The organism is Amycolatopsis sp. YIM 10 (assembly GCF_009429145.1).
Lineage (GTDB): Bacteria > Actinomycetota > Actinomycetes > Mycobacteriales > Pseudonocardiaceae > Amycolatopsis.
This window is the reverse complement of the sequence record NZ_CP045480.1, coordinates 9510046-9526275: the sequence shown is the minus strand read 5'-3', so window position 1 is coordinate 9526275 and position 16230 is coordinate 9510046. Positions and strand designations below refer to the sequence as shown.

Annotated in this window: 17 protein-coding genes; all 17 read left to right on the top strand. The window is 69.0% G+C overall.

Going from position 1 to position 16230, the window contains the following annotated elements; all coding sequences use genetic code 11:
* Positions 1-28 precede the first annotated feature (28 nt).
* The 17 genes from YIM_RS44160 to rplW all read left to right on the top strand — a co-directional run bounded on the left by YIM_RS44160 (position 29) and on the right by rplW (position 16216).
* A complete protein-coding gene (locus YIM_RS44160; RefSeq protein ID WP_194239951.1) occupies positions 29-1189 on the top strand; it encodes an inositol-3-phosphate synthase in 1161 nt (386 codons plus the stop codon).
* Between the two features lie 5 nt (positions 1190-1194).
* On the top strand, positions 1195-2043 hold the full coding sequence (locus tag YIM_RS44155; RefSeq protein ID WP_153037650.1) for an SCO3242 family prenyltransferase: 849 nt from the start codon (positions 1195-1197) through the stop codon (positions 2041-2043).
* Positions 2040-3479 carry an EboA domain-containing protein gene (locus tag YIM_RS44150; protein ID WP_153036009.1) on the top strand — a complete coding sequence of 480 codons (1440 nt, stop codon included), beginning with the start codon at positions 2040-2042 and terminating at the stop codon, positions 3477-3479. The genes YIM_RS44155 and YIM_RS44150 overlap by 4 nt, the downstream gene beginning before the upstream one ends.
* Entirely contained in the window at positions 3479-4342 is an 864-nt protein-coding gene (locus tag YIM_RS44145) for a TatD family hydrolase (protein ID WP_153036008.1), read from the top strand. The genes YIM_RS44150 and YIM_RS44145 overlap by 1 nt, the downstream gene beginning before the upstream one ends.
* On the top strand, positions 4339-5481 hold the full coding sequence (gene eboE / locus YIM_RS44140) for a metabolite traffic protein EboE (protein WP_153036007.1): 1143 nt from the start codon (positions 4339-4341) through the stop codon (positions 5479-5481). Before YIM_RS44145 ends, eboE begins: the two co-directional genes overlap by 4 nt.
* Complete coding sequence (locus tag YIM_RS44135; protein WP_153036006.1) at positions 5478-6851, top strand: alkaline phosphatase family protein; 1374 nt, start codon at positions 5478-5480, stop codon at positions 6849-6851. Before eboE ends, YIM_RS44135 begins: the two co-directional genes overlap by 4 nt.
* Positions 6852-6867: 16 nt before the next feature.
* Complete coding sequence (locus YIM_RS44130) at positions 6868-7872, top strand: sugar phosphate isomerase/epimerase (protein WP_153036005.1); 1005 nt, start codon at positions 6868-6870, stop codon at positions 7870-7872.
* 10 nt (positions 7873-7882) lie between these two features.
* Entirely contained in the window at positions 7883-8737 is an 855-nt protein-coding gene (locus YIM_RS44125) for a sugar phosphate isomerase/epimerase (RefSeq protein ID WP_153036004.1), read from the top strand.
* Between the two features lie 97 nt (positions 8738-8834).
* A complete protein-coding gene (locus tag YIM_RS44120; RefSeq protein WP_194240397.1) occupies positions 8835-8984 on the top strand; it encodes a hypothetical protein in 150 nt (49 codons plus the stop codon).
* Between the two features lie 553 nt (positions 8985-9537).
* Complete coding sequence (gene rpsL / locus YIM_RS44115; protein ID WP_003102113.1) at positions 9538-9912, top strand: 30S ribosomal protein S12; 375 nt, start codon at positions 9538-9540, stop codon at positions 9910-9912.
* Position 9913: 1 nt separating this feature from the next.
* The gene (gene rpsG, locus YIM_RS44110; RefSeq protein WP_007031033.1) at positions 9914-10384 is read left to right on the top strand and encodes a 30S ribosomal protein S7; all 471 of its coding nucleotides are present in this window, start codon (positions 9914-9916) and stop codon (positions 10382-10384) included.
* Between the two features lie 63 nt (positions 10385-10447).
* Positions 10448-12547, top strand: coding sequence for an elongation factor G (gene fusA, locus YIM_RS44105; RefSeq protein ID WP_153036003.1), 2100 nt, complete (start codon positions 10448-10450; stop codon positions 12545-12547).
* Positions 12548-12667: 120 nt separating this feature from the next.
* Positions 12668-13861 carry an elongation factor Tu gene (gene tuf, locus YIM_RS44100; RefSeq protein ID WP_153036002.1) on the top strand — a complete coding sequence of 398 codons (1194 nt, stop codon included), beginning with the start codon at positions 12668-12670 and terminating at the stop codon, positions 13859-13861.
* Positions 13862-14228: 367 nt separating this feature from the next.
* Positions 14229-14534 carry a 30S ribosomal protein S10 gene (rpsJ, locus tag YIM_RS44095; protein WP_003883485.1) on the top strand — a complete coding sequence of 102 codons (306 nt, stop codon included), beginning with the start codon at positions 14229-14231 and terminating at the stop codon, positions 14532-14534.
* 31 nt (positions 14535-14565) lie between these two features.
* On the top strand, positions 14566-15222 hold the full coding sequence (gene rplC / locus YIM_RS44090; protein ID WP_153036001.1) for a 50S ribosomal protein L3: 657 nt from the start codon (positions 14566-14568) through the stop codon (positions 15220-15222).
* Complete coding sequence (gene rplD, locus YIM_RS44085; protein WP_153036000.1) at positions 15219-15908, top strand: 50S ribosomal protein L4; 690 nt, start codon at positions 15219-15221, stop codon at positions 15906-15908. The genes rplC and rplD overlap by 4 nt, the downstream gene beginning before the upstream one ends.
* Positions 15905-16216: a 50S ribosomal protein L23 gene (gene rplW, locus YIM_RS44080; RefSeq protein WP_153035999.1), complete on the top strand. Its 312-nt coding sequence runs from the start codon at positions 15905-15907 to the stop codon at positions 16214-16216. The genes rplD and rplW overlap by 4 nt, the downstream gene beginning before the upstream one ends.
* The last annotated feature ends 14 nt before the right edge of the window (positions 16217-16230 follow it).

Sequence of the window (16230 nt, the reverse complement as noted above, 5' to 3'; positions counted from 1 at the left end):
GCCGTCTTTCGTGGAGAGGTGTTCTGTGATGTCCGAGCGAGCTATGCGCACCGGCTTGTGGCTGGTGGGGGCCAGAGGATCGGTAGCGACCACGGCCGCGGTCGGGCTGCTGGCGTTGCGCGCCGGGGTCGCCGGACCGACCGGGTGCGTCAGTGAGCTGCCAGCGTTCGCCTCGGTGCCGCTGCCCGCGTGGGACGACATCGTGCTCGGCGGACACGACATCGTGCACACCCCGCTGGAGAAGCGAGCGGAGCAACTCGCCGACGCCGGCGTCTTCAGCCACGCCGTGCTTTCCGCCGTCCGCCAGGGCCTCACCTCGGTAGACGCCGAAATCCGCGACGGCTACCACCCCGCCACCCACACCGGCTCGCAGGCTTCTGCGGGCAAAAGACTGTCCGAAGACATCCGATCCTTTGCGGCCAGGCACAACCTGGACCGTGTGGTGGTCGTCAACGTCTCGTCGACCGAGGCGCCGACCCCCGAACTCCCGGAGCACGCCGACCTCGGCCTGCTCGAAGCCGCCCTCGAGGACCCGGCACGCGCCGTGCTGCCCCCGAGTTCGCTGATGGCCTATGCCGCCCTGCGCGCCGGCAGCCCCTACGTCGAGTTCACGCCTTCTGCGGGCATAAGCATGCCCGCGCTCCGCGCGCTCGCCGCTGACCTGGGGCTTCCCTACGCGGGCAGCGACGGCAAGACCGGCGAGACCCTGCTGCGGACCGTGCTCGCCCCGATGTTCACCTCGCGGGCGCTGCGCGTGCGCTCGTGGTCGGGCACCAACCTGCTCGGCGGCGGCGACGGCGAAACCCTCGGCGACCCGACGAAGGTCAACAGCAAGCTCGAATCGAAGGCCCGCGGTCTGGCCGCGCTGCTCGGCGAGCAGGTCACCGCCCCGCTGCACATCGACAACGTGCCGGACCTCGGCGAAACCAAGACCGCGTGGGACAACGTGTCGTTCGAGGGCTTCCTCGGCGCGCGCATGAGCCTGCAGTTCACCTGGACGGGTTACGACTCGGCGCTGGCCGCGCCGCTGGTGCTGGACCTCGCCCGGTTCACCGCCGCCGCGCACGCCGCCGGCCAGTCGGGCGCGCTGACCGGCCTCGGCTTCTTCTTCAAGGACCCGATGGGCAGCGACGAGCACCGCTTCGCCGAGCAGACCCGCCTCCTGCACGAGTGGGCGGGCACCCTGTGAGCCGGATCCGCACCCTCGCCGAACTGGTCCGAGCCCCCGCCGCCCTCACCGTCCTGGGCGACACGGTGGCGGGTGCTTCTGCGGGGAAAAGCAGGTTGCGGGGACGCAGGTTGTTGCTGCCATTGGCATCCGCGTCTTTCTACTGGGCGGGAATGGCGCTGAACGACTGGGCGGACCGCGACCTCGACGCGGTCGAGCGCCCCGAGCGCCCCATCCCGTCCGGCCGGATCTCCGCCAACGAGGCGCTGGCCACCGGCGGCGCGCTGACCGTCGCCGGGCTGAGCCTCGCCGCGCTCGGTGGCGGCAAGCAGGCGCTCAAGGTCGCCGTGCCGCTGGCCGGTGCGGTCTGGGCCTACGACACCCTGCTCAAGCCCACCCCGGCAGGCCCGCTCGGCATGGCCGTGTGCCGCGCGCTCGACGTGCTGCTCGGCGCGGGCGGCAACACCCGCGCGGCGGCACCGGCGGCCGCGGCGATCGGCGTGCACACGCTCGGCGTCACCGCGCTGTCCACCGGTGAGGTGCACGGAGCCTCGCCGAACACCGCGAAAGCCGCCCTGGCCACCAGCAGTGCGGCCACCGCGCTCGCGGTCAGCGGCCCCGCGCACACCGGCTGGCACCGGCTCGCCTCGCTCACCGCGGGCTCCGGGTACGCCGGGTTCGTCGGCCGCGCGCAGGCCGCGGCGGTCGCCGACCCGTCGGCGAAAGTTGTGCGCAACGCCACAAAAACCGGCATCCACGGCATGGTGCCGCTGCAAGCCGCCATCGCCGCCCGCAGCTCGATCGTCGGGGCCGCGCTCGTCGCGTCCGCGCTGCCGATCGCGCGCAAGCTGTCGAGGAAGGTGAGCCCCACATGACCTTCTCGCTCGGCTACGGCACGAACGGCTTCGCCAACCACCGGCTGCTCGACGCGCTCGCCGTGATCGCCGATCTCGGGTACACCGGCGTCGCGCTCACGCTGGACCACGACCACCTCAATCCCTATGCCGACGACCTGCCCAAGCAGCTCGAACGCGTGGCCGCCCGGCTGTCGTCGCTCGGGCTGAACCGCGTGGTGATCGAGACCGGCGCGCGCTACCTGCTCGACCCGTGGCGCAAGCACCACCCGACGCTGCTCTCGGACGACCCCGCACCCCGGCTCGGCTTCCTGGAGAAGGCGATGCGGATCGCGGCCGAGCTGGACGCGGACTGCGTCTCCTTCTGGTCCGGCGTCAAACCCCCGGATCTCGACGACACCACCGCCGCATCCCGCCTGCGTGAGGGCCTCCAGAACCTGCTTTTGCCCGCAGAAGCATTGGGGGTCCGGGTGGGGATGGAGCCGGAGCCCGGGCACTTCGTCCAGCACCTCCAGCAGGTCCTGGACCTGCGCGAACAGCTCGGCAACCACGAGTTGTTCGGGGTGACGCTCGACGTGGGTCACTGCGTCGCGGTCGAGCCGGTCGACGCCGCCGAGTGCGTGCGCCAGGCCGGTCCGCTGCTGTTCAACGTGCAGCTCGACGACATGCTGCCCAAGGTCCACGAGCACCTGGAGTTCGGTGAGGGGCAGCTCGACCTGCCCGGGACGCTCGCCGCGCTCACCGAGATCGGCTACGAGGGGCTGGCCGCGGTCGAGCTGCCGCGCCACAGCCACGCCGCTCCCGAGGTCGCCGCGCGGGCCTTCCGCGCGTTGAACCTTGCTTTGCCCGCGAAAGCCGAACACCCCTGGGTCGCCGACGCCCTGGCCCAGGTCAGGGCGAAGCCCGCGGCGATCGGCAAGCTGTTCCCGGCGGCCGGTCGCGGGGTCGGCCGCACGCCGGTCGCCGCCGAGACCGATCCGCAGGGGCTCGTCCAGGGCACCCTCGACGACCAGGCCCGCGTCCGCCTCCTCACCGAGCTGAACCTGCTTTTGCCCGCAGAAGCATTCGCCGCGGAGTTGGCGGAGTTGTATCGGTATGGCGACGACGCGGAGCGCCGCGGCGTGCTGCGCGGGTTGAACGCGCTGGACAAGCCCGATGACAACGTCGTCGGCACCGGCCTGCAGCTGGTCGCCGACGCCCTGCGCACCAACGACATCCGGCTGGTCGCCGCCGCCATGGGCGAGTTCGCCGGACACCACCTCGACCCGCATTCCTGGCGTCACGGGGTGTTGAAGTGCCTGTTCACCGGGGTTCCCCTGGCGGCGGTCGCGGAGCTGGACCGCCGGGTCGACGATGAGCTGCGCCGCATGGTCTCGGACTACGCGGCGGAGCGGAGCGCGGCGGGCCGTGAAGTACCCGCGGACGCGCGCGCCATCTTGGAAAGGGGAGAGCACTGATGCGCATTTTCGACCCGCACATCCACATGACCTCACGCACCACCGACGACTACGAAGCGATGTACGCCGCGGGCGTGCGCGCGCTGGTCGAGCCCGCGTTCTGGCTGGGGCAGCCGCGCACCAGCGTCGGCTCGTTCACCGACTACTTCGACTCGCTGATCGGCTGGGAGCGGTTCCGCGCCGCGCAGTTCGGCATCCGCCACCACTGCACCATCGCGCTGAACCCCAAGGAGGCCAACGATCCCCGCTGCCGCGAGGTGCTCGACGTGCTGCCGCGCTACCTGGCCAAGGACGGGGTGGTCGCGGTCGGCGAGGTCGGCTACGACTCGATGACCCCCGAAGAGGACGACGTTTTCGCCCGCCAGCTGGAGCTGGCCAAGGAACACGAGTTGCCGGTCATGGTGCACACCCCGCACCGCGACAAGCTCGAAGGCACCAAGCGCACGCTCGACGTGGTGCGCGAGTCCGGCATCCCGATGGAGCACGTGCTGGTCGACCACCTCAACGAGGTGACCGTGGGCATCGTGGCCGAGTCCGGCGCGTGGATGGGCTTCTCCATCTATCCCGACACCAAGATGGACGAGCACCGGATGGTGGCGATCCTGCGGGAGTACGGGCTGGAGCGCAAGATCGTCAACTCGGCCGCCGACTGGGGCCGCTCGGACCCGCTGAAGACGCTCAAGACCGGCCAGGCGATGCTCGCCGACGGCTACGAGGAGTCCCATGTGGACACCGTGCTGTGGCAGAACCCGGTGGACTTCTACGCGCAGAGCGGCAGGCTGACGCTGGACCCGCTGCCGGGGTTCAGCGGCGAGGCGAGCGAGTTCCAGGGCAACTCGGTGCTCCGGGGTGGCCGCAAGTGATCTCGTACTGCACCAACGTGCATCCCGCCGAGGACCTCGGCGGGATCCTGGCGCAGCTCGACCGGTATTCCGTGCCCGTCCGCGATCAATACCTGTCGCGGAGCGACTCCGCCGAGGGCGGTGGTGGGCTGGCGGGCGGGCAGTACGGCGAGGATCGGCTCGGCGTCGGGCTCTGGCTGGCCGCGCCGGTCGCGCGCGGCCTGGCCGAGGACCCGTCCGAGCTGGCGAAGTTCCGTGCGGAGCTGGACGCGCGCGGTCTCGGCGTGTGCACGCTGAACGCCTTCCCGTACGGCGGTTTCCACGACGAGGTGGTCAAGCAGGCCGTCTACCATCCAAAGTGGACGGAACCGGCCCGGCTGCGGTACACGCTCGACTGCGTGACGGTGCTCGGCGGGCTGCTTGCCGACGACGCGGCGTACGGCAGCATCTCCACCCTGCCGCTCGCCTGGCGGGAGCCGTGGACCCCGGTCGACGACGCCGCTGCCACCGCCGCGCTGACCGAACTGACCGGCGTGCTGGCGCAAAGTGAGCGGCCGATCAGGTTGGCCGTCGAGCCGGAACCGGGCTGCGTGCTGGACACCGTCGCCGACGCGCTCGGCTGGTTGTCCGGTCGCGTCGACCCCGCGCACATCGGGCTCTGCCTGGACACCTGCCACCTCGCGGTGTCGTTCGCGGATCCGGTGGACACCCTGCGGCGGATCGCCGATGCCGGGCTCGACGTGGTGAAGGTGCAGGCCTCGGCCGCGCTGCACGTCGCCGACCCGGCCGCGGAGGACGCACAGGCCGCGCTCGCCGCCTTCGCCGAACCCCGCTACCTGCACCAGGTGCGCGAACTCGCCGAGGACGGCACCGTCCTGGCTTCGGACGACCTGCCGTCGGCCTCGGCCGAACTACCCGCGCACGGACCGTGGCGCGTCCACTTCCACATGCCGTTGCACGCCGCCCCGCCGGCGCCGCTGCGCAGCACCACCGACGTGCTGACCGCGGTGTTCGCCGAACTCGCCGGCGAACCGCACATCGAGGTCGAGACCTACACCTGGAGCGTGCTCCCGGGTGGCGGGGACGACCTCGCCGGCGGCATCGCCGCCGAGCTGCGCTGGGCGCGCGACCAGCTGAACTCCCGAAAGGCCTCTTCATGAAACCCCTCGTGGTGCTCGACGTCGTCGGGCTGACCCCCAAGGCGCTGCGGCACATGCCGCGGCTGTCCGCGCTGGCCACCGACGGCTGGCAGGCCGAACTCGGCACGGTACTGCCCGCGGTCACCTGCAGCGCCCAGTCCACCTTCCTCACCGGGCTGACCCCGGCCCAGCACGGCATCGTCGGCAACGGCTGGTACTTCCGCGACCTCGGCGAGATCTTCCTGTGGCGCCAGCACAACCGGCTGGTCCAGGGCGAGAAGCTGTGGGAGACCGCGCGGGCCGCGCACCCCGGCTACACCTCGGCCAACGTGTGCTGGTGGTACGCGATGGGCATGACCACCGACGTCACGGTGACGCCGCGGCCGATCTACCACGCCGACGGCCGCAAGTCGCCGGACGCCTACGTGCGCCCGGTCGAACTGCACGACCAGCTGACCGGTGAACTCGGCGAGTTCCCGCTGTTCCAGTACTGGGGCCCGACGGCCTCGCTGACCTCGAGCAAGTGGGTCATCGGCGCCACCCGCAAGCTTCTGCGGGAAAAAGCACCCGACCTGCTCCTGGCTTACGTGCCCCACCTGGACTACGACCACCAGCGCTTCGGGCCGGACCACCCGCAGGCCGCCGTCGCCGCGCGCGAGCTGGACAACGCGCTGGCCCCGCTCCTCGACGACGCCCGCAACCGCGGCGCGACCGTGGTGGCGCTCAGCGAGTACGGCATCACCAACGTCAGCCGCCCGGTCGACATCAACCGCGCGCTGCGCCGCGAGGGCCTGCTCGAGGTCTACACCCAGGCGGGCATGGAGTACCTCGACCCGTGGACCTCACGCGCCTTCGCCGTCGCCGACCACCAGGTCGCCCACGTCTACGTGCGGGACCCGGCCGACCTGGAGCGCGTCCGGTCCATCGTCGGCGAGCTGACCGGCGTCGACGAGGTGCTCGACCGCGAGGCGCAGGCCCGCTACGGCCTCGACCACGAACGAGCCGGCGAGCTGGTCGCGGTGGCCGATCCCGACTCGTGGTTCACCTACTACTACTGGACCGACGACAACCGCGCGCCCGACTTCGCGCGCGGCGTGGAGATCCACCGCAAGCCGGGTTACGACCCGGCCGAGCTGTTCTTCGACCCGGCCGACCGGTTCGCCAAGGCCAAGGCGGGGTTGAACCTGGCGAAGAAGTTCGCCGGGCTGCGGTACGCGATGAACGTGGTGCCGACCGATCCGCGCTGGGTGCGCGGCTCGCACGGCAGGCTGCCCGACTCGGCCGAGGACGGTCCGGTGCTGCTCTGCTCGGACAGCGCCTTCGAACCCGCGGGCCGGCTCTCCGCCACCGACGTGCACCCGCTGCTGCTGTCGCTGCAAGGACTCAAATAAGAAGGAGTAGCTCGCTATGAGTCGTCCGATCACGCTGTTCACCGGTCAGTGGGCGGACCTGCCGTTCACCGAGGTCTGCAAGCTCGCTTCAGAATGGGGTTACGACGGGCTGGAGATCGCGTGCTCGGGCGACCACTTCGAGGTCGACCGCGCACTGTCCGAACCGGACTACGTGCCGCAGCGGCTGGAGCTGCTGGAAAAGCACAACCTCAAGGTCTGGACCATCTCGAACCACCTGGTCGGCCAGGCCGTCTGCGACGACCCGATCGACGAGCGGCACCAGGCCATCGTGCCCAGCCGGGTCTGGGGTGACGGCGAGCCGGAGGGCGTGCGGCAGCGCGCGGCCGCCGAACTGGCCGACACCGCCAGGGCCGCGGCGAAGCTCGGCGTGGACACCGTCGTCGGCTTCACCGGTTCGAAGATCTGGAAGTACGTGGCGATGTTCCCGCCGGTCTCGCAGGCGGTGATCGACGACGGCTACGAGGACTTCGCGAACCGCTGGAACCCGATCCTGGACGTGTTCGACGCCGAGGGCGTGCGGTTCGCGCACGAGGTGCACCCCTCGGAGATCGCCTACGACTTCTGGACCACGAAGCGGGCGCTGGAAGCGGTGGGCAACCGTCCGGCCTTCGGGCTGAACTGGGACCCCTCGCACTTCGTCTGGCAGGACCTCGACCCGGTCGGCTTCATCCTCGACTTCGCCGACCGGATCTACCACGTGGACTGCAAGGACACCCGGAAGCGGTTCGACGGGCGGAACGGCCGCCTCGGCTCGCACCTGCCGTGGGCGGATCCGCGGCGCGGCTGGGACTTCGTCTCCACCGGGCACGGCGACGTGCCGTGGGAGGACTGCTTCCGCGCCCTGAACTCGATCGGCTACTCCGGGCCGATCTCGGTGGAGTGGGAGGACGCCGGCATGGACCGGCTGCGCGGGGCGGCCGAGGCCGTGACCTTCCTGCGCGGCCTGCTGTTCGACAAGCCCGCGGCGGCGTTCGACGCCGCGTTCAGCAACCAGAAGTGAGGTTCATCTGATGGTCGACAGAAACCTTTCCCGTCGTTCGATGCTGCGCGGCGCGGCCGGTGCCGCGGTGGCCGGCGGCGCGCTGCTGGCGCTGCCCGGGGTCGCCTCCGCCGGTGGCGGGCACGGTCACGGCCACGGCAGCATCCCGCTGCACCGGATCAGCGTGCAGCTCTACACCCTGCGGTCGCTGCTGGAGAAGGACCTCGACGGCACGCTCGGGGCGTTGTCCGACATCGGGTACCGCAACGTGGAGATGGCCGGGACGTACGGGCGCAGCGCGGCCGAGTTCCGCAAGATCCTGGACAAGCACCGCCTGCGCGCCACCTCCAGCCACATCGGCATCGACGGTGATGTGAACAAGCTCATCGAAGACGCCAAGACGCTGGGGCACCGGTACTCGGCGGTGCCGTGGGCCAAGTACGAGACGAAGGCCGAGTGGCAGGCGTTCGCCGAGCGGCTGGACAAGGCGTCCAGGGCCTTCGCCAAGGCGGGCATCCAGTTCGGCTACCACAACCACGACCACGAGTTCGCGCTGGTCGAGGGCGTGCGGCCGTTCGACATCCTGGCGAAGGGCACGAGCAGCCGCTACACCCACTTCGAGGTGGACCTGTACTGGGCGGTGGTGGCCGGGGTGGACCCGGTCAAGCTGTTCTGGCAGCAGCACGGGCGGGTGCTGCAGTACCACGTCAAGGACCGCGGTGCGGACGGCGGCTGGGCCGACGTGGGCACCGGGACTATCGACTTCCGGAAGATCTTCGACGGTACTCCCGGCATCCGGGAGTACATCGTGGAGCACGACAATCCGGCCGATCCGCTCAAAACCGCCAAGGTCGGCTTCGATTACCTCCGGAAAGTCCGGTTCTGAGTTCCATTCGGTGGCAGCGGCTCCGGGCGTCTCCTGGCGGCATGATCGGCGGGCGTAGCGTGGCGCGCGTTGCAGCAGGCGACACGAGGAGGGCGCTGTGAACACCGAGCAGAACGAATGGACCGAGCCGGTGCCGGAGACGACCGGCCGCCGCGCCGCCCCGGAGGGCGCGCCCCGGCACCCGCTGATCGACCTCAGCCGGGACCCGAACCCGGGCCGGCCGGACCACGCCAAGCCGGAGGACTGAACCTCGGCCCACGAGTGGGGCGCCACCGCACCGTCGGTGGCGCCCCACTCTTTTGCGTCCGCCCCCAAGATCAAATCCGGCCCACCCCCGGCGACCTGCTTCTGCGGGCAGAATCAGGCAGGCTCGCCTCTTGACCTGCGCAAACGCGCGAATCCCGGATTTGGAAACCTGCTTTTGCCCGCAGAAGCCGTCGCCCTGGGGGTGGGTGGGCGCGGGGTGACGCGGCCGGTGGGAATCCGCCGCGCTCCGCCTCGAAGGCGCTAGACTGGGTGGTCCGTCCCCGGATTCGACCCCCCGATTGGGAGCTGCCCATCGGGCCGGGTATCTTTGATGACCGTGCCCGGCACATGTCGGGCCGCTCCGTGTGCCGTCAGGCGCCGGGCGGGACGCGTGCAGCGCTCGCCGGGCCGTTCAGGCGGGCTGGCGAGCACAAGCAGTTCCACGGAAACCCCGATGGGAAGTCAGTTGGGTCGTAAGACCCTGACGCGGGCCGACACGCCCGACCGCGGGGGCCGGGGAGAAACAAGCAAGATCGCGACAGAAAGCTGGTCCATTGCCCACGATCCAGCAGCTGGTCCGCAAGGGCCGCCAGGACAAGGCTGCCAAGCAGAAGACCGCGGCCCTCAAGGGGAGCCCGCAGCGGCGTGGCGTGTGCACCCGCGTGTACACCACGACCCCCAAGAAGCCGAACTCGGCGCTGCGCAAGGTCGCTCGTGTGAAGCTGACCAGCGGCATCGAGGTCACCGCCTACATCCCCGGTGAAGGCCACAACCTGCAGGAGCACTCGATGGTGCTCGTGCGCGGCGGCCGTGTGAAGGACCTGCCGGGGGTCCGCTACAAGATCATCCGCGGTTCGCTCGACACCCAGGGTGTGAAGAACCGCAAGCAGGCGCGCAGCCGGTACGGCGCGAAGAAGGAGAAGAGCTGATATGCCCCGCAAGGGTCCGGCCCCGAAGCGGCCATTGATCTCCGACCCCGTCTACGCCTCGCCGCTGGTCACCCAGCTGGTGAACAAGGTGCTCAAGGACGGGAAGCGGTCCCTGGCCGAGCGCATCGTCTACGGCGCGCTCGAAGGCGCTCGCGAGAAGACCGGCACCGACCCGGTCGTCACGCTGAAGCGCGCGCTCGACAACGTGAAGCCCACCATCGAGGTGAAGAGCCGCCGCGTCGGTGGCGCCACCTACCAGGTGCCGATCGAGGTCAAGCCCGGCCGCTCGACCACCCTTGCGCTGCGCTGGCTGGTCTCGTTCTCGCAGGCTCGTCGTGAGAAGACCATGATCGAGCGCCTGCAGAACGAGCTCCTCGACGCGAGCAACGGCCTCGGGGCCAGCGTCAAGCGCCGCGAGGACACGCACAAGATGGCCGAGTCCAACAAGGCGTTCGCCCACTACCGCTGGTGACGTCCGCCCGGCTGTCGATCCAAGCCAGCCCGGGCCCCAAGCTTGAGACAGGGGAACACTGCAGTGGCACGTGACGTGCTGACCGACCTGAACCAGGTCCGCAACATCGGCATCATGGCCCACATCGACGCCGGTAAGACCACCACGACCGAGCGGATCCTGTTCTACACCGGGATCAACTACAAGATCGGCGAGGTCCACGACGGCGCCGCGACCATGGACTGGATGGAGGAGGAGCAGAAGCGGGGTATCACCATCACCTCGGCTGCCACCACCACCTTCTGGGCCGACCACCAGATCAACATCATCGACACCCCCGGCCACGTCGACTTCACCGTCGAGGTGGAGCGTTCGCTGCGGGTGCTCGACGGTGCGGTCGCCGTCTTCGACGGCAAGGAAGGTGTCGAGCCGCAGTCCGAGCAGGTCTGGCGCCAGGCCGACAAGTACGAAGTCCCGCGCATCTGCTTCGTCAACAAGATGGACAAGCTCGGTGCGGACTTCTACTTCACCGTGAAGACCATCGAGGACCGCCTCGGGGCCCGGCCGCTGGTCATCCAGCTGCCGATCGGCGCCGAGAACGACTTCGAGGGCGTCATCGACCTGGTCCGCATGAAGGCGCTGACCTGGCGTGGCGAGGTCAAGAAGGGTGAGGACTACGCGGTCGAGGACATCCCCGCCGCGCTCGCCGACAAGGCCGCCGAGTACCGCGAGAAGCTGGTCGAGGCGATCGCCGAGACCGACGACGCGCTGATGGAGAAGTTCTTCGGTGGCGAGGAGCTGACCGAGGCCGAGATCAAGGCGGGCATCCGCAAGCTGACGATCGCGCGTGAGGCGTACCCGGTGCTCACCGGTTCCGCCTTCAAGAACAAGGGCGTGCAGCCCATGCTCGACGCGGTGATCGACTACCTGCCCTCGCCGCTGGACGTCCCGCCCGTGGAAGGCATCCTCACCGACGGTGAGACCAAGGCCGTCCGCGAGCCGTCCATCTCGGAGCCGTTCTCCGCACTGGCCTTCAAGATCGCCGCGCACCCGTTCTTCGGCAAGCTGACCTACATCCGGGTGTACTCGGGCAAGGTCGCCAAGGGCTCCCAGGTCGTGAACGCGACCAAGGAGCGCAAGGAACGCATCGGCGGCCTCTTCCAGATGCACTCCAACAAGGAGAACCCGGTCGAAGAGGGCCAGGCCGGCCACATCTACGCGGTGCAGGGCCTGAAGGACACCACCACCGGCGACACGCTGGCCGACCCGCAGAACCCGGTCGTGCTGGAGTCGATGACCTTCCCGGAGCCGGTCATCCGGGTGGCCATCGAGCCGAAGACCAAGGCCGACCAGGAGAAGCTCTCGCTGGCCATCCAGCGTCTCGCCGAAGAGGACCCGACCTTCCAGGTCAACCTCGACGAGGAGACCGGTCAGACGATCATCGCCGGCATGGGTGAGCTGCACCTCGAGGTGCTGGTGAACCGGATGAAGTCCGACTACAAGGTCGAGGCGAACATCGGCAAGCCGCAGGTCGCCTACCGCGAGACGATCAAGAAGACCGTCGAGAAGCTCGACTACGTGCACAAGAAGCAGACCGGTGGCTCCGGTCAGTTCGCCAAGGTGATCGTCAAGCTGGAGCCGCTCGCGACGACCGACGGTGCGCTGTACGAGTTCGACAACAAGGTCACCGGCGGCCGCATCCCCCGGGAGTACATCCCGTCGGTGGACGCGGGCGCGCAGGACGCCATGCAGTACGGCGTGCTGGCCGGTTACCCGCTGGTGGGGTTGAAGCTGACCCTGCTGGACGGTGCGTACCACGAGGTCGACTCTTCGGAGATGGCGTTCAAGATCGCCGGTTCGATGGCGATGAAGGAAGCCGCGAAGAAGGCCGGCCCGGTGATCCTCGAGCCGCTGATGGCGGTCGAGGTCACCACGCCCGAGGACTACATGGGTGACGTGATCGGTGACCTGAACTCCCGCCGTGGCCAGATCCAGGCCATGGAGGAGCGCGCAGGGACCCGTGTCGTGAAGGCACTGGTTCCGCTGTCGGAGATGTTCGGCTATGTCGGTGACCTGCGGTCGCGTACCCAGGGCCGGGCGAACTACTCCATGCAGTTCGACTCCTACGCGGAGGTTCCCGCGAACGTCGCGAAGGAGATCGTCGCCAAGGCGACGGGGGAGTAACACCCCAAGCCCGCGGCCGAGCGGGTCCCGATCCGGGGCCCGCCCGGCCGACCAGATGATTCGCCGTCGACAGCCACGTCGTTCGGTGAGCAAGCTCAAAAAGTCCAGGAGGACATTCCAGTGGCGAAGGCGAAGTTCGAGCGGAGCAAGCCGCACGTCAACATCGGAACCATCGGTCACGTCGACCACGGGAAGACCACTCTGACCGCGGCGATCACCAAGGTTCTGCACGACAAGTACCCGGAGCTCAACGAGTCGCGGGCGTTCGACCAGATCGACAACGCGCCGGAAGAGAAGCAGCGCGGTATCACGATCAACATCTCGCACGTCGAGTACCAGACCGAGAAGCGTCACTACGCCCACGTGGACGCCCCCGGTCACGCGGACTACATCAAGAACATGATCACCGGTGCCGCGCAGATGGACGGCGCGATCCTGGTGGTCGCCGCGACCGACGGCCCGATGCCGCAGACCCGCGAGCACGTGCTGCTGGCCCGTCAGGTCGGCGTGCCCTACATCGTGGTGGCGCTGAACAAGGCCGACATGGTCGACGACGAGGAGATCCTCGAGCTGGTCGAGCTGGAGGTCCGCGAGCTGCTGTCCTCCCAGGAGTTCCCCGGCGACGACGCCCCCGTGGTGCGCGTTTCCGGCCTGAAGGCCCTCGAGGGCGACGAGAAGTGGGCCGAGGCCGTTCTCGAGCTGATGACCGCCGTCGACGACAGCGTGCCGGACCCGGTGCGTGACCTCGACAAGCCGTTCCTGATGCCGATCGAGGACGTCTTCACCATCACCGGTCGTGGCACCGTGGTGACCGGTCGCGTGGAGCGCGGCCAGGTCAACGTGAACGAAGAGGTCGAGATCGTCGGCATCCGCGAGAAGTCGACCAAGACCACCGTCACCGGTGTCGAGATGTTCCGCAAGCTGCTCGACTCGGGCCAGGCAGGCGACAACGTCGGCCTCCTGCTGCGCGGCATCAAGCGCGAGGACGTCGAGCGCGGCCAGGTCATCGTGAAGCCGGGCACCACCACCCCGCACACGGAGTTCGAGGGCTCGGTCTACATCCTGTCGAAGGACGAGGGCGGTCGCCACACCCCGTTCTTCAACAACTACCGCCCGCAGTTCTACTTCCGCACCACCGACGTCACCGGCGTGGTCACCCTCGCCGAGGGCACCGAGATGGTGATGCCGGGCGACAACACCAACATCAGCGTTCAGCTCATCCAGCCGATCGCGATGGACGAGGGTCTGCGGTTCGCCATCCGTGAGGGTGGCCGTACCGTCGGCGCCGGCCAGGTCACCAAGATCAACAAGTGATTTCCACCTGAACCCGGGGGGCTGTTGACCCCGGGTTCAGGCCGTGAAATCGCCTGTGCGACACTATTCAGGTTGCTTCGTGATGGGGCGGCCGAACCCGATCCGGGTTGCGGCCGCCCTGTCACGAGAGCCGAGGTCCGCCGAGCTCTTCCTTCGGGTGAGGGTTGCGGGCAAGGGACGCCGATTCGGCGGCCCCCTCACGTTGAGGAAGACCAGGCAGGACGACGATCCCGAGGGATCCGTCTGTGCAGCGGGCGCGACACGCCCGACCGCGTGGACCGGAGACAGGGCCGTTGAACTGCGGAAACCGGGGCCCAGGCCCGGGTTGAACAGATAGCGGCACGAGACGACAAGGAACGCAGCCACCATGGCGGGACAGAAGATCCGCATTCGGCTCAAGGCCTACGACCACGAGGCGATCGACGCCAGCGCGCGCAAGATCGTCGAGACGGTCACGCGCACCGGTGCCTCAGTCGTGGGCCCGGTGCCGCTGCCCACCGAGAAGAACGTTTATTGCGTCATCCGCTCGCCGCACAAGTACAAGGACTCGCGCGAGCACTTCGAGATGCGCACGCACAAGCGGCTGATCGACATCCTCGACCCGACGCCGAAGACGGTGGACGCGCTCATGCGCATCGACCTGCCGGCCAGCGTCGACGTCAACATCCAGTAAGCGTTTGGCGAGCGGCGGAGATAAGAGACTCATGTCTGACAGGCAAGTGAAGGGCATCCTGGGCACCAAGCTCGGCATGACCCAGGTCTTCGACGAGAACAACCGGATGGTTCCGGTGACCGTCGTGCAGGCCGGGCCGAACGTGGTCACCCAGGTCCGTACCCAGGACAAAGACGGCTACAGCGCCGTGCAGCTGGCCTTCGGCGCCGTGGACCCGCGCCGGGTCAACAAGCCGCGCACGGGCCACTTCGACAAGGCCGGGGTGACCCCGCGCCGGCACCTCGCCGAGCTGCGCACCACCGACGCCGACGGCTACGAGGTCGGGCAGGAGATCACCGCCGAGGTGTTCCCCGCCGGCTCGGTCGTCGACATCACCGGCACCACCAAGGGCAAGGGCTACGCCGGTGTGATGAAGCGTCACGGCTTCAAGGGCCAGGGCGCCAGCCACGGTGCGCAGGCCGTGCACCGCAAGCCCGGCTCGATCGGTGGCTGCGCCACCCCGGGCCGCGTTTTCAAGGGGCTCCGCATGGCGGGCCGGATGGGTTCCGCGCGGGTCACCACGCAGGGCCTGACCGTGCACGACGTGCGCGCCGACGAGGGCCTGCTGCTGATCAAGGGCGCGGTCCCCGGGAACAAGGGCGGTCTGGTTTTCGTCAGGACCGCCGCGAAGGGTGGTAACACCGAATGACCAGCGTCGAGCTGAAGACCCCGGCCGGTAAAGCCGACGGCACGATCGAGCTCCCCGCGGAGATCTTCGACGTGCAGGCCAACGTGCCGCTGATGCACCAGGTCGTGACGGCCCAGCTGGCCGCCGCGCGACAGGGCACGCACGACACCAAGACCCGCGGCGAGGTCGCGGGTGGTGGCAAGAAGCCGTACCGCCAGAAGGGCACCGGTCGCGCCCGCCAGGGTTCGATCCGCGCCCCGCAGTTCACCGGTGGTGGCGTCGTCCACGGCCCCACGCCGCGCGACTACACCCAGCGCACCCCGAAGAAGATGAAGGCCGCCGCCCTGCGTGGCGCCCTCTCCGACCGGGCGCGCGCCGGCCAGCTGCACGTGGTCACCGAGCTGGTCAGCGGCGAGAAGCCGTCGACGAAGGCCGCGAAGACCGCGCTGCGCGCGCTGACCGAGGCCAAGCGGGTGCTCGTGGTGCTGCACCGCGACGACGAGCTGACCTGGCGCTCGGTGCGCAACCTCACCGACGTGCACCTGATCACGCCGGACCAGCTCAACACCTACGACGTGCTGGTCAACGACGACGTGGTGTTCACCAAGTCCGCGTACGACGTCTTCGTCGCCGGTCCCGCCAAGGGCAAGAGCGTCAAGGCCACCGCGCGGTCGAGCGAAGTTGCCGAAGGGAGTGACGAGCAGTGAGTTCCGTCGCCATTCCTGACCCCCGCGACATCGTGCTCGCGCCGGTGATCTCCGAGAAGTCCTACGGGCTGCTCGAGGACCACAAGTACACGTTCGTGGTTCGCCCGGACGCCAACAAGACCCAGATCAAGATCGCCATCGAGCAGATCTTCGGGGTCAAGGTCGTCAGCGTGAACACGCTGAACCGCCAGGGCAAGCGCAAGCGCACCCGCTACGGCTTCGGCAAGCGCAAGGACATCAAGCGCGCCGTCGTGACCCTGTCCGCTGAGAGCAAGCCGATCGAGATCTTCGGCGGACCCGCCGCGTAAGGGACTGAGCAGAC